Annotated in this window: 2 protein-coding genes and 2 pseudogenes; all 4 read left to right on the top strand. The window is 73.5% G+C overall.

Going from position 1 to position 26635, the window contains the following annotated elements; genetic code table 11:
* Positions 1–24066 (top strand): annotated as a pseudogene (locus tag FSYMDG_RS29880) (non-ribosomal peptide synthase/polyketide synthase); the annotation flags it as partial.
* A gap of 264 nt (positions 24067–24330) precedes the next feature.
* Positions 24331–25359: pseudogene (locus FSYMDG_RS29885) on the top strand (condensation domain-containing protein); the annotation flags it as partial.
* Positions 25360–25559: 200 nt separating this feature from the next.
* Positions 25560–26081 carry a hypothetical protein gene (locus FSYMDG_RS27655; RefSeq protein ID WP_237702923.1) on the top strand — a complete coding sequence of 174 codons (522 nt, stop codon included), beginning with the start codon at positions 25560–25562 and terminating at the stop codon, positions 26079–26081.
* Positions 26082–26376: 295 nt separating this feature from the next.
* Positions 26377–26598, top strand: coding sequence for an MbtH family protein (locus FSYMDG_RS00205; protein ID WP_013871629.1), 222 nt, complete (start codon positions 26377–26379; stop codon positions 26596–26598).
* Positions 26599–26635: the final 37 nt, after the last annotated feature.

Genomic DNA, 26635 nt, shown 5'->3' on the forward strand with positions numbered 1-26635 from the left:
ATGGCCCTGGTGTTCGGCACGGCCGCCCCCACCGGCATCGACACGTCCACCGGTGCGGACAGCGGTACTGACACCGGTGCCGGTACCGGCACATCCACCGGCACATCCACCGGCACGAGGCTGACCTACGCGGAGCTCAACGCGCGGGCGAACCGCCTGGCCCATGCGCTGATCGCGCGTGGCGTCGGCCCCGAGCGGGTGGTCGCGCTGGCGCTTCCCCGGTCGGTGGAGATGATCGTGGCCGAGCTCGCGGTGCTCAAGGCCGGCGGTGCCTACCTGCCGCTGGACACCGACTACCCGGCCGAACGCGTCGCCTACATGCTCGGCGACGCCGGGCCCGTCTGCCTCGTCACCACCGCGTCGCTGGAGCCCCTGGTCCCCGACGCCCCGGGCATGTCACGGCTGGTGCTCGACGACCCGGCGACCGCCGCGGCCGTGGCAGGCGCGTCCGCGGCGGATCCCACCGACGCCGACCGGCACGGGCCGCTGCACGTCCTCAACACCGCGTACGTGATCTACACCTCCGGCTCGACCGGCCGGCCCAAGGGAGTGGTGCTCTCCCACTCCGGCGTCGCCAAACTGGTCGCCACCCAGCGTGACCGGCTCGGTGTCGGCCCGCACAGCCGGGTCCTGCAGTTCGCCTCGCCCAGCTTCGACGTCGCCTTCTGGGACCTGTGCCTGGGTCTGCTCTCGGGCGGGCGGCTGGTCGTCGTCCCGGCCGAGCTGCGGGTGCCGGGCGCGCCGCTCGCGGACTACGCGCGCGAGCACGAGGTCACCTTCATGATCCTGCCGCCGGCGCTGCTGGCGGCGCTGCCGGCGGACGCGGCGCTCCCGCCCGGCGCGACCCTGCTAGCCGGCACCGAGCGGGTCTCGCCGGAGCTGGTCAGGCGCTACGGCCGGGGCCGGCGGATGTTCAACGCCTACGGCCCGACCGAGGCGACGGTGAACTCCACCCTCGGTGAGTGCGATCCCGACGGCCCGTCGGGATCCACCGTGCCGATCGGGCGGCCCGACCCGGGCACCCGCGCGTACGTGCTCGACGCCCGCCTCGGCCCGGTCGCGCCCGGGGTCGTCGGCGAGCTCTACCTTGGCGGCTCGGGGCTGGCCCGCGGCTACCTTGGCCGGCCGGACCTGACCGCGCAGCGGTTTGTCGCCGACCCGTTCTCCGCCGCGGGTGAACGCCTCTACCGCACCGGTGACCTGGTGCGCTGGCGCCCGGACGGCCGGCTGGACTTCGTCGGACGCGCCGACGACCAGGTGAAGATCCGCGGCTACCGGATCGAGCTCGGCGAGATCGAGTCGGTGCTGGCCAGGCACGCGTCCGTCGCGCAGGTGGCCGTCGTCGTGCGGGAGGACATCCCGGGCGTCCCCAGGCTCGCGGTGTACGTCGTCCCCTCCGTGCCGGTGGCCGCCGCGTCGGAGTCGTCGGAGTCGTCGGAGTCGTCGGAGTCGTCGGAGTCGTCGGAGTCGTCGGAGTCGTCGGAGTCGTCGGAGCCAGCGCTGTCCGTGCCGGCGCCGCTGGCTCCGTCCGACGACCGGCCGGCGCGTTCGTGGGACGTGGCCACGCTGGTGAGGTCCCTGCGGTCGCACGCGCGGCAGTGGCTGCCCGACCACATGGTGCCGACCGCGTTCGTGCCGCTCGAGCGCCTGCCGGTGCTGCCGAGCGGGAAGCTGGACCGCCGGGCCCTGCCGGTCCCGGACAGCCCAGTACCGGTCTCCGGACGGCGCCCGGGCAGCGCGCGCGAGGAACTGCTGTGCGCCCTGTACGCCGAGGTGCTCGGCCTGCAGGAGGTCGGCGTCGACGACGACTTCTTCGCCCTCGGCGGCGACAGCATCGTCTCGATCCAACTGGTGGTCCGGGCCCGCCGCGGCGGCCTTGTCATCACACCACGGCAGGTCTTCACCCACCGGACGGTCGCGGAGCTCGCGTCGGTGGCCACCGACGCCGAGAACGTGGCCGTGGAGGCGCTGGGCGCGGGCGTGGGCGAGGTGCCGTTCACGCCCATCGTCAGCTGGCTGGACGAGTGCGGCGGCCCGATCGACGGCTTCAGCCAGTGGATGCTGGTCACCCTGCCGGCCGGGGCGGACGGGGAGCGGATCGCCACCGTGCTGCAGGCGCTGGCCGACCGGCACGACCTGCTGCGTTCCAGGCTGCTGCGGGCCGGGCCCGGTGCCGACGGAACGCTGCGGGTGGCGCCCGTGGGCTCGGTGCGGGCCGGCGAGTGGCTGCGCCGGGTGGCCGTGGGCGAGGCGTCCGGTGACCGGCTACGGGAGATCATCGAAGCCGCGGCCGGTGACGCGTGCGCGCGGCTCGCCCCCACCGACGGGGTGATGGCGCAGGCGGTGTGGTTCGACGCGGGAGAGAGCCGTCCGGGGTCGTTGCTGCTCGCGGTGCACCACGCGGTCGTCGACGGGGTGTCGTGGCGGATCCTGCTGCCGGACCTGGCCGCCGCCTGGGAGGCCGTGGCCGCCGGCCGCACCCCCGGCCCGAAGGACCTGGAGGCTGCCGGGACGTCGTTCCGCCGCTGGGCGCACCTGCTTGTGGACGAGGCGCGCCGGCCCGGGCGGGTCGCCGAGCTGCCACTGTGGACCGACATCCTCACCGGCCCCGACCCCGCGCTCACCGCGCGGCCCTTGAACCCCGTCGGCGACCTGGCCAGCGTCGAGCGGCTGACCCTGAGGTTTCCCGTGGAACACACGCTCGCGCTGCTGACCAGCGTGCCGGCGGCGTTCCACGCCGGGGTCAACGACGTGCTGCTGACCGCGTTGGCGCTGGCGGTGCGCCAGTGGCGGCGGGACCACGGCGTCGAGGACGCCCAGTCGGTGCTGATCGCGCTCGAGGGGCACGGGCGGGAGGAGGAGATCGTCGAGGGCGTCGATCTCTCCCGAACGCTGGGCTGGTTCACCAGCATCTTCCCCGTCCGGCTCGACCCCGGGCCGGCCGTGCTCGACGACCTGCTCGCCGACGTCGCCGGCGACGGCCTCGGCCGGGCGCTCAAGCGGGTCAAGGAGCAGGTGCACGCTCTGCCCGACCACGGCGTCGGGTTCGGCCTGCTGCGCTACCTCAACCCCGAGACGGCCGGGGCGCTGCGGGACCTGCCCGGGCCGCAGATCAGCTTCAACTATCTCGGCCGTTTCCAGACCGACGGCGCCACAGATGTGCCCTGGACGGCCGTGCCCGGGTTCGGTGTGCTCGCCGGAGGCTACGACGCGGCGATGCCGGTCGCCCCGTACCCGCTGGAGATCAACGCCTTCACCGAGGACCACGCCGACGGGCCGCGGCTCGGCGTCACCTGGGCCTGGCCGCGGGCGCTGCTGGACGACGCGGCGGTGCGCGCGCTCGCCGAGCGCTGGTTCGCCGCGCTCGGCGCGCTGGTCGCCCACGCCGCCACACCGGGGGCCGGCGGCTGGACACCGTCGGACTTCCCGCTGGTCGAGCTGACGCAGGACGACGTCGATGGGTTGGCGGCCGACGTCCCGGGCCTGGCCGACGTCCTCCCACTGTTACCGTTGCAGCAGGGCTTCTTCTTCCACACGCTGCTCGACGAGACCTCGGCTGTGGACCGGGCCTTGCCTGTGGACGAGACCTTGCCAGTGGGCTGGACCGCGTCTGTGGACACCACGCCTGTGGGCAGAGCGTCCGTGGGTGCCGCACCTGTGGACGCCGCACCTGTGGGCAGAGCGTCCGTGGACGCGGCCGTGCTGGTGGACGGGAGCGTGCCGGGGGACCGGACCGGCGACCCCGAAGACGCCGATCCGGACGTCTACATCGTGCAGGTGGTGGCCGAGTTCGCCGGCGACGTCGACGCGGATGCCCTGCACGCGGCGGCCCAGGGCCTGCTGGACCGGCACGCCCCGCTGCGCGCGTCCTTCCACCAGCGGCCCGACGGGCAGGTCGTGCAGGTGATCGCCGCCGGGCTGAGCCTGCCCTGGCAGGTCGTCGACCTGTCACAGGTGGCCGCGGCGGACCGCGCCGAGCGGGCGCGGGCGGTGGCCGCGGCCGAGTTCGCCCATCGCTTCGACCTCGCCCGGCCGCCGTTGGTACGCGCCACGCTGCTGCATCTCGGCGACGGGCGCCACCGGCTACTGATCACCCATCATCACATCGTGGCCGACGGCTGGTCCGTCCCGGTCATGCTGCGTGACCTGCTCGCGCTCTACGACCCGCACCGCGGCCGGGACGCCATCACCGGGGTGTCGGAGCGGGCGGCACGGCTGCCCGCCGTCACCCGTTACCGCCAGTACCTGCGCTGGCTGTCCGGCCTCGAGCGGACGCAGACCAGGCAGGCCTGGCGGGAAGCCCTCGTGGGCCTCGGCGAACCGACCCGACTGATCGCCGACGACCAGCCGCCCGCCCGGTTCCGGGCCGGCCGGCGCGGCCTGGAGCTCCCCGAGGACGTCACCGCGGCGCTGCTCGCGCGGGCCCGCGACAACGGCCTGACCCTCGCGACGGTCGTGCAGGGCGCCTGGGGCCTGGTCCTCGGCCGGCTGTGCCGCCGCACGGACGTGGTCTTCGGCACCACCGTCTCCGGCCGGGGCGCCGACGTCGCCGGGATGGACGCGATGGTCGGCCTGTTCATCAACACCCTGCCGGTGCGGATGCGCTGGCGCGCGGACCAGCCGCTCGCGCAGGCACTGGCCCGGCTGCAGGCCGAGCAGTCCGACCTGCTCGACCACCAGCATCTCGGCCTCGGGGAGATCCAGCGGCTGGCCGGGCTCGGCGACCTGTTCGACACCGTCGTCGTGCTGCAGAACTACCCGATGGACGCGGACGCCACCGACCCGACGGGCAGCCTGCGGGTCACCGACGTCGCCGATTTCGGTGTCGGGCACTTTCCGCTGGCCGTTCTGGTGACCCCGGGCCGGCGGCTGGACGTCCAGTTCAAGTACGACGCGGCCCGGCTCGACGACGCGACCGTCGACCGGATTGCGCGGCGGTTCGGCCAGGTGCTGCGCACCCTGGTCGACGATCCCGAGCTGCCGGTGGGCCGGGCCGCGGCGGTGGCCTCCGACATCCGGGCCCGCGCCGTCGAGGCACTGGCCGGGGGCACGCCCGCCGGGGACGCGCCTGCTGTGGACGCCGGCAAGGTGTGGAGGCTTCGTTCTCCACAGGCCCCGGGAGACGCGCCTGCTGTGGACGCGTTCCCTGTGGACACCCCGGCCGGGGACACGCTGACCGGGGAGGAGCATGCCCGGCCGTACCCGACGCTGGTGGACGCGTTCGCGGCGAACGTAGCCCGTACCCCCGAGGCGACCGCGCTCGTGTTCGAGGGGGACGCGCTCTCCTACGCCGAGCTCGACCGGCGCGCGACGGTGCTGGCGGCGCGGCTGCGGACGCTGGGCGCGGGCCCCGAGGGGGTCGTCGCCGTCGCGGCCGCCCGGTCGGTGGAGTTGGTGGTCGCCATCCTCGGTGTGCTGAAGACCGGCGCGGCCTATCTGCCCGTCGACGTGGACTATCCCGCGGAACGGGCGACGTTCATGGTCGCCGATTCGGGTGTGCGGGTCGTGGTGACGACCGCGGACCGCCAGGCGCGGCTGCGCGACCGGCTCGCCCCGGTCGACGGCCTGCGCTGGGTCGTCCTCAGCCCTGGCGGCACTGGCGGCACTGGCGGCACTGGCGGCATCGGCGGCACCGGCGAGCCGACAATCGAGATCCTGGACGCGGATCCGGCTTCGGCCACGGCCGGGGATCCGGCCACAGCCGGGGATCCGGTTACAACCAAGGATTCAGCCGCCGCCCTGGGGACGGCCGAGGCGCTGGCGCTGGCGGAGGCGTTGGCGACGGCCGAGACGCTGGCGGCGAAGCCCCCGGAAGCTGACGTCCGAGGGCCCGGGAACGCCGGCCCGGCCGCGCCGGGAGCGGACCATCCCGCCTATCTGATCTACACGTCCGGGTCGACCGGGCGGCCCAAGGGCGTCGTGGTCAGCCACGGCGCCGTCCTCGGCCTGGTCGCGTCCCTGCAGAGCGCGTTCGCCCTCGGCGGGGACGACCGGATGCTCCAGCAGACCTCCACGAGCTTCGACCCCTCCGTCATGGAGATCTTCTGGCCGTTGTGCTCCGGTGCCGCCGTGGTGCTGCCGCGTCCGGACGGCCATCGCGACCCGCGCTACCTCGCCGAGCTCGTCCATGACCAGCGGGTCACCACGCTCGCGTTCGTGGCCTCGACGCTGGCGGCGTACCTGGAGTACGCCGAGATGACCGGCGACCGGCGCGGGGTCGGCGGCCTGCGCCGGGTCATCACCGGCGGGGAGGTGCTGACCACCGACCTGGCCACCCGGTGGTACGAGCTGACCGGCGTGCCGGTGTCGAACGTCTACGGGCCGACCGAGACGACCGTGCTGGTCACCCGCTGGGAGTTCGGCGCCACCCAGACGGGCACCGCGGCGGCACCTGCCGCCGTCCCAGCAGGCACCGCGGCGGCACCTGCCACGCGGGCAGACACCGCGGCGGCGTCCGCTGCCGCACGGGCGAGTGCTGCGGCGGTGCTCGTCGGCGGGCCCGCGGTGCCGATCGGACGGCCGGTGCCGGGCACCCGCCTGTACGTGCTGGACGCCGGGCTCGAGCCGGTCGACGTCGGGGTGCCGGGCGAGCTCTACGTCGCCGGGGCGCAGCTCGCCCACGGTTACCATGATCGCCCGTGTCTCACCGCCGAGCGGTTCGCCGCCGACCCGTTCGGCCCGCCCGGGTCGCGGATGTACCGCACCGGTGACCTCATCGTCCGGCGGGCCGACGGCGCGCTCGTCTACGTGGGTCGCTCCGACCGCCAGGTCAAGATCCGCGGCAACCGGGTGGAGCTCGCGGAGATCGAGGCCCGGCTCGCCGCCGAGCCCGGCGTCGGGCGGGCTGCGGTGGTCGTCCGCCAGGACGGCCCGGGCGCCGCCCGGCTCGTTGCCTATATCGTACCAGCTGTCCTACCAGCCCCCGGCCGGCTGGGCGGGCCGGCCCGCCCCACCGGCTCGCCCAGCCCCGGCCTCGACGCCGGCTCCGGCTCCGGCCGTGGCCGTGGCCGTGGACTCGATCAGGACGCGCCGCGGGCGTCACTCGACCTGGACGCGCTGCGGGCGTCGGTGGCCGCCGCGCTGCCGGCGCCGATGGTGCCCGACGCGTTCGTGGTGCTCGACGAACTGCCGCTGACCCCCAACGGCAAGATCGACCGGGACGCGCTGCCGGCGCCCGCCGTCCACCGGGCACCGGTGCGCGGCCCGCGCGACGATCGGGAGCGCGCGCTCTGCGAGATCTTCGCGCTCGGCGGCGACAGCATCCTGTCGATCGCGGTGGCCAGCCGGGCCCGCCGCGAGGGCATGGAGATCAGCGCCCGGGACGTCTTCGCCCATCGGACCCCGGCCGCGCTGGCGGCGTTCGTCGGGCCGTCGAACGCGAACGCGAACGCGAACGTGGATGCCGGTGCCGGGCCGGCGGACGGCGGCGAGCCGGACGAGCGGGCCGTGGCCGCGGCGATCGGAGATCCCGACGGCGTCGGTGACGTGCCGCTGCTGCCGATCATGCATCGGTTGCGGGAGGCCGGCGGCCCGATCCGGCGGTTCAACCTCTCGATGCTGGTCGACACCCCGGCGGCGGCAACCACGGAGACGATTACCGCGGTGCTCGCCGCCGTGATCGAACGCCATGACGCGCTGCGGCTGCGACTGACCTCTCTCGGCGGCCTGCCGACTACCGGCCAGCAGCACAGCGGCGGCCGTTTGGCCGGCGGCCTACAACCGGGCGGCTGGGCGCCGCCGGCGCTGTGGTCGCTGGAGACGCTGCTGGCCACCGCGGTGACCGCCGCGGACCTGCTCCACCGCGTCGACGTGGCCGGCTTCGACGCCGCCCGGCTGCGCGCGGCCATCGCCGCGGAGTCCGACGCGGCCATCGCCGCGGAGTCCGACGCGGCCGTCGGACGGCTCGATCCCGAAGCCGGGACGGTAGTACAGGCGGTCTGGTTCGACGCCGGCCCGGGGCAGCCCGGCCAGCTGCTGCTCGCCGTCCACCACCTGGGGATCGACGGCGTGTCCTGGCGCATCCTCTTCAACGATCTTGCTGCCGCGTGGGAGGCGGTGGCGGCCGGGCGGCGTCCCGTCCTCGAACCGGTCGCGACGTCGCTGCGCACGTTCGCGCGCGTGCTCACCGAACAGGCGCAGTCCCCGGCTCGCCTGGCCGAGCTCGCGCACTGGGGCGAGACGCTGCGGCCCGGCGGGGAGCTGCTGCCCGGTGCCGGCGGCCCGTTCGGGACGGTCGGTGCTGCCTCCCGGCACGTCGTCGGCCTGGACGTCGACGACACCGTGCCGCTGCTGACGTCGGTGCCGGCCGCGGTCAACGGTGACGTCACCGATGTGCTGCTAGCCGCGCTGCGGCTGGCGGTCACCCGCTGGCATGCCCGGGGCGGCCGGGACGGCTCCGCCGACCTGCTCGTCAACCTGGAGCGGCACGGCCGGGAGGAGATCGCGCCCGGCCTGGACCTCTCCCGCACGGTCGGCTGGTTCACCAGCGTCACGCCCGTGCGCCTGCCGGCTGTGGACGCGGACGCTGAACCCGCACGGTCATCGTCCGAGGAACGGGGACGGCGGCAGAGCGAGGCGGCGACGCGGCGCGCCCGTGCGGGCTCGCGGCCGTCGGAGGCGGTCGCCACGCTCAAGGAGGTCAAGGAGCGGCTGCGGGCCAGCGCCGACGGCGGTCTCGGCCACGGGCTGCTGCGCTATCTCAATCCCCAGGTCGGGCCCTTGTTCGCGCGGGCCGCCGTGCCCCAGGTGCTGTTCAACTACTTCGGTCGCTTCCCGGCCGGGCAGCGGGGCCAGGGGCAGGACTGGCTGCCCGCCGCGGACTCCGACGCGCTCGCCGTCGCCTTCGACGCCGACCACGCCCTGCCGTACCTGTTGCAGATCGACGCGATCTGCCAGGAGACGCCGCACGGGCCACGGCTGACCGCGACCTGGGCCTGGACCGCAGGCGGGCTGTCCGAACACGACGTCCGCGAGCTCGCCGAGGCATGGGCGGACGCGCTGCGGGAGCTGACCGCGGCCGTCGTCGGCACCGGAACCGGCACCGGAACCGGCGGCAGCGACAGCGGCGTCGGCGGCGTCGGCGGCGCCGGCGGCCTGACCCCGTCCGATCTGACCGTGATCGCGCTCACTCAGACCGAGATCGACGTTGTCGAGCGGATCGCCCCGGGACCGGTCGGCGACATCTGGCCGCTGTCGCCGTTGCAGGAGGGGCTGTACTTCCACGCCAGCTACGACATGGGTGAGCTGGACGTCTACACCGCGCAGGTCGCCTTCGACCTCGACCACCGGGTCGAGGTCGACCGGCTGCGCCTGGCTGCGGCCACGTTGCTGGCCCGCAACCCCAGCCTGCGGGCGGGTTTCACCAGCGACGGGCTCAGCCGCCCGGTGCAGTTCATCTGCGCGGACCGGGCGGCCCGGCTGACCGAGGTCGACCTGAGCGGGTTGGACGCGTCCGAACGGGACGCGCGGATCACCGAACTGATGACGGACGACCGCACCCGGCGGTTCGACCTGGCCGACCCGCCGCTGTTCCGGCTGTTGCTGCTGCGCCTGGGCGGCGGGCGCGACCGGCTCGCGATCACCCACCATGTGCTGCTGTGGGACGGCTGGTCCGGGCAGGTGCTCGTCGACGAGCTGTTCACCCTGTACGAGCAGGCCGGCGACGACCGGGGGCTGCCCCGGCCGGGCTCCTACCGGGACTACCTGCGCTGGCTCGCCGAGCAGGACGTCGAGCTGGCCAGCCGGTCCTGGCGGGACGCGCTCGCCGGCCTCGCCGAGCCGACGCTGCTCGGCCCGGCCGGCCAGAGCCCCACCCCGGCGTTGCCGGACCGGCACGCCGTCGAGCTGCCCGCCGAGCTGAGCGAGCTGCTGCGGGCGCAGGCCCGTCGGCACGCGGTGCCCGTCAACACGTTGCTTAGCGTGGCCTGGGCGCTGGTGCTGTCGAACGCGGTGGGCCGGGACGACGTGGTCTTCGGTACCACGGTCGCGGGCCGGCCGGCGGACATCCCGGACGTCGAGAGCGTGATCGGGCTGTTCCTCAACACCGTGCCGGTGCGGGTCGCGCTCGACCCGTCGGAGCTGGTCGGTGACCTGCTGCGCCGGTTCTCCGCCGAGCGCACCGCGCTGATGCCCCACGAGTACCTGGGCCTGGCCGACATGCAGCGCGGCAGCGGCCACAGCCAGCTGTTCGACACCCTGTACGTGCTGCAGAACTTCGGCGGCGGGACGGGCGGCGACTCCGCCCGGCTGCGCGAACGGCTCGGTGTCCACGACGCCGGCTACGTCGACTCCACCCACTACCCGTTGACCCTGGTCATCTTCCCGGGCCAGCGGCTGCGGATCACCCTGCACTACCGGCCGGACGTCATCGACTCCGCGTTCGCGGGTGCCCTGCTGGCCCGCTACACCACCGCGCTCGACAGCCTGACCGGCGACCCGGGCACCAGAGCCGGCGGCCTCCAGCTGATCCCCCCGCGGGAGCTTCGGCTCCTGGCCGAAAGCCCGACGGCGGACGGGCGTCCGCTGCCCGGCACGCTGTCGCCCGACGAGCCGCCGCGGGCCGGCGAGTCGTTGCCGTCCGGTGATGTGCCGGTGCCCGACGACACGGTCGCCGACATGCTCGGCGCGCAGGCGGCACGCACACCGCGGGAAGTAGCGCTCGTCTTCGGTGAGCAGCGTCTGACCTATGCCGAGCTCGACACCCGGGTCAACCGGATGGCCCGCCTGCTGCTCGCCGAGGGCGCCGGGCCTGAACGGGTCGTGGCGCTGGCCCTGCCGCGTTCGATCGACATGGTCGTGGCGCTGTTCGCGGTGCTGCGGACGGGCGCGGCCTACCTGCCGCTGGACCTGGACTACCCGGCCGACCGGCTGGCGTTCATGATCACCGACGCGGCCTCGATGTGCGTGCTCACCACGTCCACGGTCGAGCCACTGTTGGTTACCCCCGACGCGGCCACGGCGGACGCGGCCGGAACCGGCGCGGACGGGACCAGCGCGGGCGCAGGCGGGACGGACACGGCTGGGCGCGGGCGCGACGAGGTGGGCACGACACCCACCCGCGTCCTGCTCGACGACCCGGCGGTGGCCGAACGGCTCGCCGCGCTGCCCGGTGACGGCCTGGCCGACGACGAGCGGCCCGGGTTCGCTCCCGGCCGGCCGCACCGGCTGGACCACCCCGCCTACATCATCTACACCTCCGGCTCCACCGGCCGTCCCAAGGGCGTCGTCACCCCGTACCGGGGGCTGACGAACATGCAGCTCAACCACAGGGAGGCCATTTTCGGGCCGGCGGTCGCCTCCGCCGGCGGGCGGCGGCTGCGGATCGCGCACACCGTCTCCTTCGCGTTCGACATGTCCTGGGAGGAGTTGCTCTGGCTCGTCGAAGGGCACGAGGTGCACGTCTGCGACGAGGAGCTGCGCCGCGACGCCCAGGCTCTGGTGGCCTACTGCGACACGCACCGCGTCGACGTGGTCAACGTGACGCCGACCTACGCCGGGCTGCTGTTCGAGCACGGGCTGCTGGACGGCCCCGGCGATCCGGAGCAGGCGCCGAGCACGGCCAGCACGGCGGACCTGGCGGGCCCGGCGGAGCCGGGGCGGGGCGCTCCGACCGGGGGGCACCGGCCGGTGCTGGTGCTGCTGGGCGGCGAAGCGGTCTCCGACGTGGTCTGGTCACGCCTGCGCGACACGGAGGGTACGTATGGTTACAACTTGTACGGGCCGACTGATTACACCATCAACACTCTCGGCGGAGGAACTACCGACAGTGACACCCCAACCGTCGGACGGCCGATCCGTGACACCAGCGTGTACCTGCTGGACGGTTGGCTGCGGCCGGTGCCCGACGGCGCCGTCGGCGAACTGCACATCAGCGGCGCGGGCCTGGCCCGCGGCTACCTCGACCGTCCCGGGCTGACCGCCGGGCGGTTCGTCGCCGACCTGTTCGGCCCGCCCGGGTCGCGGATGTACCGCACCGGCGACCTCGCCCGCCGCCGGCCCGACGGCAACCTGGACTTCCTCGGCCGCACCGACGACCAGGTGAAGGTCCGTGGCTACCGGGTCGAGCTCGGTGAGATCTCCGCCGCGCTGACCCGTCATCCACAGGTCGCCCAGGCCGCCGTGGCCGTCCGCACGGACCCGGCCGTGCCCGGCCTGACCCGGCTGGTCGGCTACGTCGTGCCCGCCGAGTTGACCGGGGACGCCCGTGACCAGGCCGAACGCGAGCAGATCGGCGAATGGCAGCAGATCTACGACGCCGAGTACACCGAGATCGACACCGCTGTCTTCCGGGAGGACTTCGCCGGCTGGGACAGCAGCTACGACGGCCAGCCCATCCCGCTGGCGCACATGCGCGAGTGGCGGGAGGCCACCGTCAGCCGCATCCGCGAGCTGCGGCCCAGGCAGGTGCTGGAGATCGGGGTCGGCAGCGGGCTGCTGCTGTCCCGGCTCGCGCCGGACTCCGAGGCCTACTGGGGTACCGACATCGCCGCGCCCGTCATCGACAAGCTGCGGGCCGACGTGGCGGCCCATCCCGCCCTGGCCGGCCGCGTCGAGCTGCGCGCGCAGCCGGCGCACGTGTTCGACGGGCTGCCGGCCGGCTTCTTCGACACCGTCGTCGTCAACTCGGTGGTGCAGTACTTCCCGAGCGTGGACCACCTCACCGGCGTGCTGGCGGCGGCGGTGGGCCTGCTCGTCCCCGGTGGGGCGCTGTTCGTCGGTGACGTGCGCAACCTGCGGCTGGCCCGTGCCTTCCACACCGCGGTCGCGGTGACCCGCACGGACGAGCGGACCGAGCCGGCACGGCTGCGCCACGCCATCGAGCGTGGCGTCACCCTCGACAAGGAACTGCTCGTCGACCCGGACTACTTCGCCGCGCTGCCGCGGGCGATCCCGGGCATCACGGTGACCGTGCGCGTCAAGCGTGGCCACCATCACAACGAGCTCACCCGCCACCGGTACGACGCGGTGATCCACCGGTCCCCGGCGTCCACCCTCTCCCTCGCGGACGCGCCGACCCTGCCCTGGCAGAACTGGATCTCGACCGTCGACACCACCGGACCTGTGGACACCGGACCTGTGGACACCAGCGCTGTGGATGCCGGCGCTGTGGACGGCGTGGCAGCGGACGCGGTTGCCGGGGCCCTGGCCGGACTGCGCGCACATCTGCGGGATCGCCGTCCGGACAGGCTGCGGGTCAGCGGCATCCCGAACGCGCGCCTCGCGGGCGAGCTCGCGGCCGTGCGCGCGCTGGTGGATCAGACGTCCACGCTGAACAGCGCTGACGGACAACCGGACAGCGTCGTCGAGCGCCCGCGGGGCGCGTCCGGACAACCGGACGGCGGGCACACGGTGACCGACATCCAGGCGCTGCTTGCCACGACCGGTGCCGGGGTGGAACCGGAGGTGCTGCACGACCTGGGTGACCAGCTCGGCTACACCGTCCTCACCACCTGGTCCGGCGCGGCGCCTGACGCCGTGTCCCAGTCCGGCACTGTGCCGGATGCGGCGCCGTGGAACGGCGCTGTGCCGGACGCCGCGCCGTGGGACGGGCAGGACGGATCCGCGGTCGCCCACGGGTGCTTCGACGCCGTGTTCGTCGCTGCCGACCAACTCGCCGGCCGGGCCGCCGTCGACGTCTACCGTCCGACCGACACAGCCGTCCAGGCATCGGGAACACCGGTGTCACCAGCGGCATCGAGAGCAGCGGAGACAGCGGAGACAGCGGAGACAGCGAGGACATCGGATGCGTCGGGGGTGTCGCTGGCCGCCTACGCCAACGACCCGACCGCCGCGCGCGGCAACGGCGCGCTGATCGCCCGGCTGCGCGACCACCTGCGCGCGCAGCTACCGGACTACATGGTCCCGGCGGGGATCCTCACCCTGGACGCGCTGCCCCGGACCATCAACGGCAAGCTGGATCTCGCGGCCCTGCCGGACGCCGAGCCCAGCGCCGTCCAGGCTCCCGGCCGGGCCCCGTCCTCCGCCGAGGAGGAGCGTCTGTGTGCCCTGTTCACGCAGGTCCTGGGGCTGTCCGAGGTCGGGGTCACCGACAGCTTCTTCGATCTCGGCGGCCATTCCCTGCTCGCCATCCGTCTGATCAGCCAGGCGCGGGCCGAGTTCGGCGCCGAGCTGGCCATCCGCGATCTGTTCGAGGCGCCCACCCCGGCGCTGCTCGCCGTACGGATCGGTGACGGGCGGCCGCCGCGGCCGGCGGTGGTGCCCATACCCCGTCCGCGGCGGATCCCGCTCTCGCCGGCTCAACAGCGGCTCTGGCTGGTCGATCGGCTCGTGGCGGGAGGGATTCCCGTTGACCGCGAGCGCGGCGGGCGATCCGCGAGGCATACCGCCACCGCCTACAACTACCCGATGGTGTTCCGGCTCCGTGGTGATCTCGACCTGGACGCGCTGCGCGCCGCCGCCGTGGACGTGATGGATCGGCACGAGTCCCTGCGCACCGTCGTCGAGGAACATCAGGGCGCCGGGTTCCAGCGGATCCTCGACATCGGCTCCGCCCGGCCGGAGGTCATGGTCGTCGAATGCGCGTCGGATGAGCTGGCCGAGCGCGTGGCCGAGGCCGCGGCCAGGCCGTTCGACCTGCGTACCGATCCGCCGCTGCGGCTGGCGGTGTTCCGGCTCGGCGTAGCCGACCACGTGCTGGCGGTCGTCCTGCACCACGTCGCCACGGACGAGTGGTCCGACCGCCCGTTCCTACGTGACCTGGACGCCGCCTACACCGCCCGCCGAAATGGTTCGACGCCCGGATGGGCGCCGCTGCCGGTGCAGTATGCCGACTACACGCTGTGGCAACAGCGCTTCCTGGGTGATCCGGCGGATTCGGACAGCATGGCCGCCCGGCAACTGACCTTCTGGGCGGACGCGCTGCGCGACCTGCCCGAGGAGATCCCGCTGCCGCTGGACCGGCCGCGGCCTGCGGCCCGTGACGGCGTCGGTGCCCGGGTGCGGTTCGAGGTGCCCGATATGACGGCGCAGGCGCTGCGTGCCCTGTGTACGCGGACCGGTACGAGCATGTCGATGCTGGCCCATGCCGCCGTCGCGGCCTTGCTGCACCGGCTGGGAGCGGGTGAGGACATCCCGCTCGGCGTTCCAGTCGCCGGCCGTACCGACGAGGCACTGGATGACCTGGTTGGCTTCTTCGTCAACACCCTCGTCCTGCGTTCCGACCTGTCCGGTGACCCGGCCTTCACCGAGCTGCTGGCCAGGACCCGTCAGACCGATCTTGCCGCCTTCGACCACCAGGACATCCCGTTCGAGCAGGTGGTCGCGGCGTTGAACCCGCCCCGGACCGCTGGCCGGAACCCGCTGTTCCAGGTGATGACCGGTTACCACCGTCGTAGCGACGACAGCGGCACCCTGTTCGGGCAGGCGGTGGACTGGTACCCCACCGAAGTCGTGACCGCGAAGTTCGACCTGCACTTCACCCTCGTGGAGCGGGTTGGGGAAAGCGCCGCGGCAGGCCGGATCAGCCTCCTGTTGGAGTACGCGACCGACCGTCTCGCCCACACCGCCGCGGAACATCTGGCCCGACGGATGATCCGGCTCCTTGAGCAGGTCGCCGCCGACCCGGACCGGCCGCTCGCCGCGATCGACATTCTTGATCCGGACGAACGCCGCCGGCTCCTGGCCGACGGGACCGGTGCCACCCACGTGGTGCCGGCCCGGACGCTGCCGCGCCTGTTCGAGGAGCAGGTGGACCGCAGCCCTGACACGGTCGCGCTGGTCACCGAGAACATGACACTGCGTTATGCGGAGCTGGACGTTCTGGCGAACCGGTGGGCCAGGCTGCTCACCGCACACGGGATCGGGCCCGGCTCGATGGTGGGGGTGGCCATCCCGCGGTCGGCGAAGCTCGTCGTCGCGCTCTACGCCGTACACAAGGCCGGAGCGGCCTACCTGCCGTTGGACACCGACTACCCGGCTGACCGGCTCGCGTTCATGATGGCCGACGCCGCTCCCGTGAGGGTGCTGACCACGTCCGCGGCCACCGCACGCCTGCCGGTCACCGAGGTGCCGCTGTCAGTGGTGGACTCGGCCGAGTTCCGCGCACAGGTCGACGCCCAGCCGGGCACGCGGTTTGACGCCGAGGAGGTTCCGCAGCCCGCCGGCGGCGACCTGCCGGCTTACGTGATCTACACCTCGGGTTCGACCGGACGACCGAAAGGCGTCATGGTCTCGCATGCCGGCATCGTCAACCGGCTGTGCTGGATGCAGCACGAATACCGGCTCGACGCGGGTGATCGGGTCCTGCAGAAGACCCCCTCGAGTTTTGACGTGTCGGTGTGGGAGTTCTTCTGGCCACTGCTCGCCGGGGCGACGCTGGTGGTGGCGGCGCCCGACGGGCATCGGGACCCCGGCTACCTGGCAGCGCTGATCGACCGCGAGCGGATCACGACCGTGCACTTCGTGCCGTCGATGTTGGCGGAATTCCTGGCGGAGCCGGCGGCGGCCGGCTGCACCGGGCTGCGTCGGGCGATCTGTAGCGGGGAGGCGCTGCCGGCCGACCTCGCTCACCGGTTCCACCGGGTCCTGCCGCATGCGCGGCTGGACAACCTGTACGGGCCGACAGAGGCATCGGTGGACGTGACCTGGTTCCGGGCTGGGCCCGGCGCCGCTGGCGGGATGACGGACGGAGCCGGAACTGGTCCGGGGTCGGTACCGATCGGCCGGCCGGTGTGGAACACCCGTGTGTCGGTGCTCGACTCCGCCCTGCGTCCGGTACCCGCCGGAGTCCCCGGTGAGCTGTACCTCGCGGGCGTGCAGATCGCCCACGGGTACCTGGGACGGTCCGCGCAGACCGCGGAGCGGTTCGTCGCGGACCCGTACGGCGGCCCGGGTGAGCGGATGTACCGCACCGGCGACCTCGTCCGCTGGACGCCCAGCGGTGAGCTGGAGTTCCTCGGCCGGGTGGACGACCAGGTGAAACTGCGGGGGGTCCGCATCGAGCTGGGCGAGATCTCCTCCGCGCTGCTCGCCGACGGCACGGTGGCGCAGGCGGCGGTCGCCGTCCGCGAGGACCGCCCCGGTGACCAGCGGCTGGTCGGGTATGTGGTGGCCGCTCCCGGGCAGGACGTGGATACCGCGGCGCTGCGAGCCCGGCTGGCCGCGACGTTGCCCGAGTATCTGGTCCCGGCGGCACTGCTTGTGCTCGACTCGCTGCCGGTCACCCCGAACGGCAAGCTGGACCGCCGCGCCCTGCCGGCTCCGGACCCGTCCACGCGGATGTCGGGGGCCTCGCCGCGTACCGCGCGCGAGCATCTGCTCTGCGGGCTGTTCGCGGATGTTCTCGGCCTGGAACGGGTCGGGACCGACGACAACTTCTTCGCTCTTGGTGGCCACTCGCTGCTGGCGGCCCGTCTGGTGGCGCGGATCGGCACAGCCCTGGGGGTGCGGCTTTCGCTGCGTACCGTCTTCGAGGCACCGACCGTGGCGGGGCTCGTCAGGCGATTGGAGCACACCGGCGCGGCCGGGCCGGCGCTGGAACGGGTGGCGCCTCCCGCGCGACCTGAACGGCTGCCGTTGTCATTCGCCCAGCAGCGGCTGTGGGTCCTCTACCAGGTTGACGGGCCGAGCCCCACCTACAACATTCCGCTGCTCTGGCGGCTTTTCGGGCACCTTGACATGGCCGCGCTGCGGGCGGCCATAGGCGACCTGGCGGAGCGGCACGAAACCCTGCGGACGATCTTCCCGCAGCGCGACGGCCGGGCGTACCAGCAGGTGCTGGAGCCGCGCGACACCGGAGTCCGGATCGACGTCGAACGGGTCGGGGAGGCCGAGCTGGCGGCGCGCCTGTCCGCCGCGGTGAGCTACGGCTTCGCGCTCGAGCAGGAACCGCCGATGCGGGTGTGGGTCTTCGAGCTGGCGCCGGAAGAGCACGTCCTGCTGTTCCTGGTGCATCACATCGCCGTCGACGAATGGTCGGAGCGGCCCTTCGTCGACGACCTGACCGCCGCCTACCGGGCCCGGCTGGCCGGGTCGCCACCGGCGTGGGCTCCGCTACCGGTGCAGTACGCCGACTACGCGCTGTGGCAGCGTGCTGTCCTCGGCGACGCCACCGACCTGGACAGCCTGCTGGCCCGCCAGCTCGCCTTCTGGCGGCAGGCGCTCGCCGGCGCGCCGAGCGAGCTGACGCTGCCGCTGGACCGGCCGCGTCCGGCCGAGCCGACCTCCCGCGGGGGAGTGGTCGACTTCGCGCTGGACGCGGAGCTCTCGCGCGGTCTGCGCGAGCTCGCCCGGTCGTGCGACGTCACCATGTTCATGGTGTTGCAGGCCGCGGTCGCGGCGCTGCTCACCCGCCTCGGGGCAGGGAGCGACATCCCGCTGGGCACCCCGGCCGCCGGCCGCGGTGACGAGGCGCTCGACGACCTGGTGGGCTTCTTCCTCAACACGCTGGTGCTACGGACCGACACGTCGGGCGATCCCACCTTCCGCGAGCTGCTGGCCCGGGTGCGCGAGACCGACCTGGCCGCCTTCGACCACCAGGACGTGCCGTTCGAGCGGGTGGTGGATGCGGTCAACCCGGCCCGGTCGCTCTCGCGCCATCCGCTCTTCCAGATCATGATCGTCTATCTGGCCGGTGCCGGGGACGGGCCGGCGCTGTTGGGCCTGCCATCCCGGCCGGAGCCGCTCGGCCAGCACACGGCCAAGTTCGACCTGTCCTTCGCCTTTGTCGAGCCGGCGGACGGCGACGGGATCGTCGGCGGGATCGAGTACAGCGCCGACCTGTTCGACCGCGCCACCGTCGAGCGGATCGGGGCCCGGCTCACCGCGCTGCTCGGCCAGGTGGCGGCTGGTGCCGACGAGCCGATCGGCCTGCTGGACGTGTTCACCCCGCTCGAGCGGGATCGGGTCCTGCGGGACTGGAACGACACCGCCCACCCGGTCGACGAGTCGACAACCCTGCTGGATCTGGTCCGTGCGCAGGCCGCGCGTACTCCGAACGCGATCGCGCTGATCTGTGACGACATACCGCTGTCCGGCTCACAGTCGTCCGACACACAACTGTCCGGTGCGCAGGCGGACGGTGCGCAGGCGGACGGTGCGCAGGCACCCTGCAGGCAGTCGTCCGACGGGCAGCCGCCCCACGGGGGGCCGTCCGACGGGCAGTCACCCCACGCTCGGCCGTCCCGCACGGAGCTGACCTACGCGGAGCTGGACGCGCGGGCGCGGCGGCTGGCGCGGGTGCTGGCCCAGCGGGGTGCCGGGCCGGAGCGGATCGTCGCGCTGGCGGTGTCGCGCTCGGCGGAACTCGTCGTCACCCTGCTCGCGATACATCGGACGGGCGCCGCCTACCTGCCGGTCGACCCGGACTACCCGGCCGACCGGATCGCGTTCATGCTCGCCGACGCCCACTCGACCTGCCTGGTGACCACGTCGGCGGTCCGCTCCGCCCTGCCGGAGACGGCCGTGCCCGTCCTGGAACTCGACGATCCCGCCGTCATAGCGGCCGTGAACGGCTCCGCCGCCGGCCTGGCTGTGAACGGTTCCGCCGCGAACAGTTCGGCTGTGGACGGTCCCACTGTGGACGGCTCCGTTGTGGACGGCCTCGCTGTGGGTGACTCGGTTGTGAACGGTCTCCCTGTGAACGGCGCCGGTGTGGACAGGCTCGATGCCGGTGGGCTCGGCATCGGCGGCCTGGAGCGGGGTGAGTCGGACGGTCCGGACGGCCTGCCGGGGCGTGGCGCGATCGATCCCCGGTCGGCGGCGTATGTGATCTACACCTCCGGTTCGACCGGACAGCCCAAGGGAGTCGTCGTCCCGCACGCGGGCATCGTCAACCGGCTGTTGTGGATGCAGGACGAGTACCGGCTGACCGCCGACGACCGGGTGCTGCAGAAGACCCCGGCCAGTTTCGACGTGTCGGTCTGGGAGTTCTTCTGGCCGCTGACCGTCGGCGCGACGCTGGTCATGGCCCGCCCCGAGGGACACCGCGATCCGCTGTACCTGACGGAAGTGATCAAATCGCAGCGGGTGACGATCGTGCACTTCGTGCCGTCCATGCTGGAGGCGTTCCTCGCCGAGCCGGCGGCTGCCGGGTGCACCGGCCTGCGGCGGGTGCTGTGCAGCGGCGAGGCGCTGCCCGTGGAGCTGGCCACCCGTCTGCGTCGCGTCCTGGACGTCCGGCTGGACAACCTGTACGGGCCGACCGAGGCCTCCGTCGACGTCACGTCCACCCGCTTCACCGGACCGCTGCCAACCGGCCCGCTACCACCCGGTTCGGTGCCGATCGGCCGTCCGGTGTGGAACACCCAGGTGTACGCGCTCGACGCCGCCATGCGCCCGGTGCCGCCGGGCGTCCCCGGAGAGCTCTACCTCGCCGGCGTCCAGCTCGGACGCGGCTATCTGGGCCGGCCGGGCCTGACCGCGCAGCGGTTCGTCGCCAACCCGTTCGGGGCGGCGAGCAGCCGGCTGTACCGCACCGGCGACCTGGTCCGGTGGACCGACGACGGTGAGCTCGCCTTCCTCGGCCGGGTCGACGACCAGGTGAAGATCAGAGGTTTCCGGGTCGAGCTCGGCGAGATCGAGTCGGTGCTGTCCCAGGCCCCGAGGGTCGCCCGCGCGGTGGTCGTCGTCCGCGAGGACGACCTCCGGCAACGCCACCTGGTGGCCTACCTGGTACCGAACGCAACGGATGCACCGGGCGGCGTGGCTGCTGCGCACCCGGCCAGCGCCGACGCGCACGGTGCCGGCGCGGGCGGTGTGGACGTTGACGCCGTGCGGGCCCGGGCGGTCGAGGCGTTGCCCGAGCACATGGTTCCGGCGGCCTTTGTCGTGCTCGACGCGCTGCCGGTCACCCCCAACGGCAAGCTCGACCGGGCCGCGCTGCCGGCCCCGGACTTCGCCGGGCTGGTCTCCGACTCCGCGCCGGCCAGCCCGCGCGAGGCGCTGCTGGCCGAGCTCGTCGCCGGGGCGCTGGGCCTGGCGCGCGTCGGTGTCGACGACGACTTCTTCACCCTCGGTGGCGACAGCATCCTCGCGATGCAGGTGGTCGGCCGGGCCCGCACGGCGGGGCTGGCGATCAGCCCACGGGACGTGTTCCGCTACCGGACGGTGGCGGCGCTCGCGTCGGCCGCCGGGATCCTGCCCGACGCCGTGGATCCAGCGGCCCTCGCGGAGCACGCCGACACCGGCGCGCCCCCGCTGGCGCTCGACGCGGCCGAGGCGGCGGAGCTCGCCGGGCTGCGTCCCCAGCCGGCGGAGATCCTCCCGCTGTCACCGCTACAGGCGGGCCTGCTCTTCCACGCCTCGTTCGACCCGGACACCGACCCGGACGCCGACACCGATCCGGCCGCGGCCGATGAGCTGAACCCGGTCGCCGGCCGGCCGGCCGCCGTTTCCGACGGCGATCCCGGTGCGGGCGATCCCGGCGTCGGCCCCGACGCGGGGGAACTGGACGTCTACACCGTCCAGGTGTCCTTCCAGCTGGACGGCCCGCTGGACCCGGCCAGGCTGCGGCGGTCCGCGCAGGCGCTGCTGGAGCGGCACGCGAACCTGCGGGCCGGCTTTCGCTACCTCGCCTCGGGACGCCCGGTCGCACTGGTCGCCCGGAACGTGACGCTGCCCTGGCGGCAGGTCGACGTCTCGGTGTTGGACGAGGCGGGCCGGCACACCGCGTGGGAGCGGTACCTGGCCCAGGAGCGGCGCCGTTTCGATCCGGCCGCCGCGCCGCTGCTGCGGCTGCTGCTGGTGCGTTTCGGCGACCAGCAACACCGGCTGGCCATCTCCCACCAGCACCTGGTGATGGACGGCTGGTCGGTGCCCCTGCTGATGGCCGAGCTGTCCGAGATCTACCGGCGGGGCGGTGACGCGGCCGGCCTCGCCCCGGCCGTCCCCTACCGTGACTATCTGGGCTGGCTCGCCCGGCAGGACCAGCGGGCGGCGCGGGCCGAGTGGGCGCGCTCGCTCGACGGCCTCGCCGAGCCGACCCTGCTGGTGCCGGCCGACCCGGATCGGCCGCCGCTGGTGCCGGACCTGCGCACGGTGGAGCTGTCCACAGAGCTGACCGTGGCCCTGACGGCGGTGGCCCGCCAGCGTGGCCTCACGCTCAACACCCTGGTGCAGGGCGCCTGGGGCATTCTGCTGTCCCGGTTGACCGGGCGGGACGACGTCGTCTTCGGCGCCACCGTCTCCGGCCGCCCGCCGGAGCTCGCCGGCGTCGAGTCCATGATCGGGCTGTTCATCAACACGGTCCCGGTCCGGGTCCGGTCGCGGCCCGGCGACACCGTGGCCGGCCTGCTCGAACGCCTCCAGGACGCCCAGGCCGGGCTGATCGCCCACCAGCACCTGGGGCTGGCCGACATCCAGCGGGCCGCGGGGCTCGGGGAACTGTTCGACACGCTGATCGTGTTCGAGAGCTACCCCGTCGCCGACGGCCCGGAGCTCGGTGAGGAGGACGGGCTGCGCACCGCGGCGGTGGGGCACCAGGACGCCACGCACTACCCGTTCGCCTGGGCGGTCGAGCCCGGCGAACGGCTGAGCCTGACCGCGGAGTACCGCGGTGACCTGTTCGACCAGGACGCCGCGGAGCGGATCGTCACCGCCATGGTGGGCCTGCTCGAGGCGATGGCCACCGACATCGACCAGCCGGCCGCCCGGCTGGACGTCCTCTCGCCGCGGGAGAGGCACCGGATGCTGGTGGAGTGGAACGGCACGCCGCTGGCGGTGCCGCCCACGACCGTGCCGGCGCTGTTCGAGGCGCAGGCCGAACGCGCTCCGGACGCCGTCGCCGTCGTCTCCGGTACCACCCGGTGGACGTTCGCCGAGCTCAACGACCGGGCGAACCGGCTGGCCCGGCTGCTCGTCGAGCACGGGGTGGCACCGGAGCGGACGGTGGCGCTGGCGCTGCCGCGGTCGGCCGGGTACGTCCAGGCGATCCTGGCTGTGCACAAGGCCGGCGGCGCCTACCTGCCGGTGGATCTGGACAACCCCGCGGACCGGCTCGCGGACATCGTGGCCGACGCCGCCCCGCACCTGCTCGTGACGACATGTCAGATCGCCGCGAGCCTGCCGGTCACCGGCGTCGCGACGCTGCTGCTCGACGATCCGGCCACCGTCGCCCGCCTCGCCGCCGCCGACGGCGGGAACCCCACCGACGACGACCGGGCGCTGCCCCTGCTGCCGGCGCACCCGGCCTATGTGATCTACACCTCCGGTTCGACCGGACGGCCCAAGGGGGTCGTCGTGCCCCATCAGGGTGTGGTGAACCTTTTCCACAGCCACCGCGAGACCCTGTACGCGCCGGCGGTGGCGGCGACCGGCCGGGAGCGGCTGCGGGTGGCGCACGCCTGGTCGTTCTCGTTCGACGCGTCCTGGCAGCCGCAGCTGTGGCTGCTCGACGGCCACGCCCTGCACGTGGCGTCGGATGAGGCCCGCCGGGACCCGGAACTGCTGGCCCAGATGATCGCAACGGAGGGCATCGACTTCATCGAGGTGACACCGTCGCTGCTCGCCCAGATGGTCGACGTCGGGCTGGTCACGGGAGACCGCTGCCCGCTCGCGGTGGTGGGGTTCGGCGGCGAGGCCGTCCCGGAGCCGCTGTGGAACCGACTGCGCGCGCTGACCGGCACCGAGAGCTTCAACCTGTACGGCCCGACCGAGTCCACCGTGGACGCGCTCGTCGCCCGGGTTGCTGACAGTGACCGTCCTGTGGTCGGCCGTCCGGTGGCCAACACCTGGGCGTACGTGCTGGACGCGTACCTGCGACCGGTCCCGCCCGGGGTCACCGGTGAGCTGTACCTGGCCGGGGCCGGCCTGGCCCGTGGCTACCTGGGACGGGCCGCGCTCACCGCGGAGCGGTTCGTCGCGAACCCCTTCGAGCCGGCGGGCGCCCGGATGTACCGGACCGGTGACCTCGCCCGTTGGAACGCGGACGGCCAGATCGAGTACGGCGGACGCTCCGACGACCAGGTCAAGATCCGGGGCTTCCGGGTCGAGCTCGCCGAGATCGAGACGACGATCGCCGGACTGCCCGGCGTTAGCCAGGTGGTGGTCACCGTCCGCGAGGGCCGTCCGGGCGTCCGACAGCTGGTGGCCTACGTGGTCACCGATCCCCCGGCGCTTCCCCCGGCGACCGCCCCGGGAACGAACGAAGCGGACCAGCCCGAAGTGGGGACGGCCGGTCTGGGGACAACTGGGTTGGGGACGGCCGGAGTGGGGGCAACTGGGCTGGGGGCAACTGGGCTGGGGACGGCCGGGCTGGGGACGGCCGGAACGGATAGCGAGCCGCGGCCCGCGGCGTTGTCGGCGCCGGATGTGGCAACGCTGCGTGACCATGCTGTCCGTACGCTGCCCGACTACATGGTGCCGGCGGCGTTCGTGCCGCTCCCCCAGCTGCCGGCGCTGCCCAACGGGAAGCTGGACCGCAACGCGCTGCCGGCCCCCGACTTCACCGCCACCGTCTCCGGCCGGGCCCCCAGCAACCTCACGGAGCAGGCGCTGCGGGACGCGTTCGCCGCGGTGCTCGGCGTCCCCGAACTCGGCGTCGACGACGACTTCTTCACCCTTGGTGGGGACAGCATCGTCGCGATGGAGCTGGTCAGCCAGGCCCGCGCGGCCGCTTTCCGGATCACCCCGCGCCAGGTCTTCCGCCATCGCACGGTGGCGGCACTGGCCACGGTGGCCACCGCCCTCGCCCCGGCGTCGGAGCGGGCCGGCGGCGACGACGGGACGGGAACCGTCCCGCTGACCCCGATCATGCACGCGCTGCGTGAGCTGGGCGGGCCGATCAGCGGCTATCACCAGTCGGCGCTGGTACAGACACCGGCCGAACTGGACTGGACGACCCTGCTGGCCATCCTGCAAGCGCTGGTGGACCGGCACGACATGCTGCGGGCCCGCCTCGTCCGCACGTCCGGCCCGAACGGTGACCACTGGACGTTCACCGTGCCGCCCCCCGAAGCGGTGGACGTCGCGACGCTGCTCGAACGGGTCGACATCCGCACCAGCGGGCCCGGCGGCGTTCTCACCGGGGACGCGCTGACCAGGGCGATCTCCGCGGCGGCGCTGGCCGCCCGGGACCGGCTGGACCCGGACGCCGGCGTCATGCTCCAGGCGGTGTGGTTCGACGCGGCCAGGTCCGCGCCGGGCCGGCTGCTGCTGATGGTGCACCACCTGTCGATCGACGGCGTCTCCTGGCGCGTCCTGCTGCCGGACCTCGCGACCGCCTGGGAGAGCATCTCCGCTGGACGCCCCGCCGCCCTGCCGCCCGTCGACACGTCGTTCCGGCGCTGGTCCCGCCTGCTGACCGAACGGGCGTCCGATCCCGCCCGCGAGGACGAGCTGCCGCTGTGGGCGGGCATCCTCGCCGGCGGTGACCCGCTGCCGCTGATCCGGGAGCTCGACCCGGCCCGGGACGTCGTCAGCACGGTGCGCACCCTGGCGCTGCGGCTGCCGGTCGAACGGACGTCGCCGACTGGCGCCGCCGCCGGTTGGACGGCGTGGGCAATGACGGCGTGGGCAATGACGGCGTGGGTGACACGGACAGCGTCGGCAACGCGGTCCTGGTGGACCTCGAGGGGCACGGCCGGGAGGAGGAGTTCGCCGGGGACGTGGACCTCTCCCGCACTGTGGGCTGGTTCACCAGCGTCATCCCGGTCTGCCTGGACCCCGGCCCGGTTGATCTGGCCGAGGCGCTGGCCGGCGGGCCGGCCGCCGGGCAGGCGCTTGAGCGCGTCCGGGAGCATCTGGCCGGCCTGCCGTCCGGCGGAATCGGCTACGGGCTGCTGCGCCATCTCAACCCGCGGACGGGGCCGGAGCTGGCGCGGCTGGGCACCCCGCGGATCGAGTTCAACTACATGGGCAGGTTCGGCGTCCCGGAGGCGACGGACTGGTCCTACGCCGCCGAGTCGGACGCGGTGGACCTCGACGCCGACGGGGACATGCCGGAGGGGCACTGCCTGGTGGTGAATTCGCTGACCGAGGACCGTCCGGGCGGGCCGGAGCTGGCTGTGTTCTGGTCCTGGCCGTCCGGTGTGCTGGCTGAGGACGCCGTCCGCGAGCTGGCCGAGACCTGGTTCCAGGCCCTGGACGCGCTGGTGACCCACGCCACCGGCCGGCCGGAGCGCGCATGATCACGATTTCCGCCGCGCGTCCGGCGGTCGTCAGGAAAACCAGGCACCGGCAAAACCCGCGGCGGCCAGGAGCGATATCGGAAAATCCTGAAAGAAGCCGTGGCAATATTGTGGGCAATGGCGTGGCCCATGATGATTCCCGCCGACCGTGATCGAGAACTGACTGTGATTGAGAACTGAGTTTCGGCAGGGCCCCGGGAGAACCGGTCGGGAGAACCGGTCGGGAGAACCGGGCCCAGGAGAACAGCAGAACAGCAGAACAGCAGAACAGCGGAACCGGAGAAGGGGGATACCCATGACCAACCCGTTCGAGGATCCCGACGGCGTCTACACCGTCCTGGTCAACGCCGAGGGGCAGTACAGTCTGTGGCCGGACTTCATCGACGTCCCGGCCGGCTGGACGGTCGAGCACGGGCCGGGCCCGCGCCAGGAGTGCCTGGACTACATCGAGACATACTGGACGGATATGCGCCCCAAGAGCCTGATCGAGGCAATGGAAGCCGCCACCCGCGACTGACCTACCGCCACCCCAGCCGGCGCCAACTCCGGCGCCG

The organism is Candidatus Protofrankia datiscae, from assembly GCF_000177615.2.
GTDB classification, from domain to species: Bacteria; Actinomycetota; Actinomycetes; order Frankiales; family Frankiaceae; genus Protofrankia; species Protofrankia coriariae.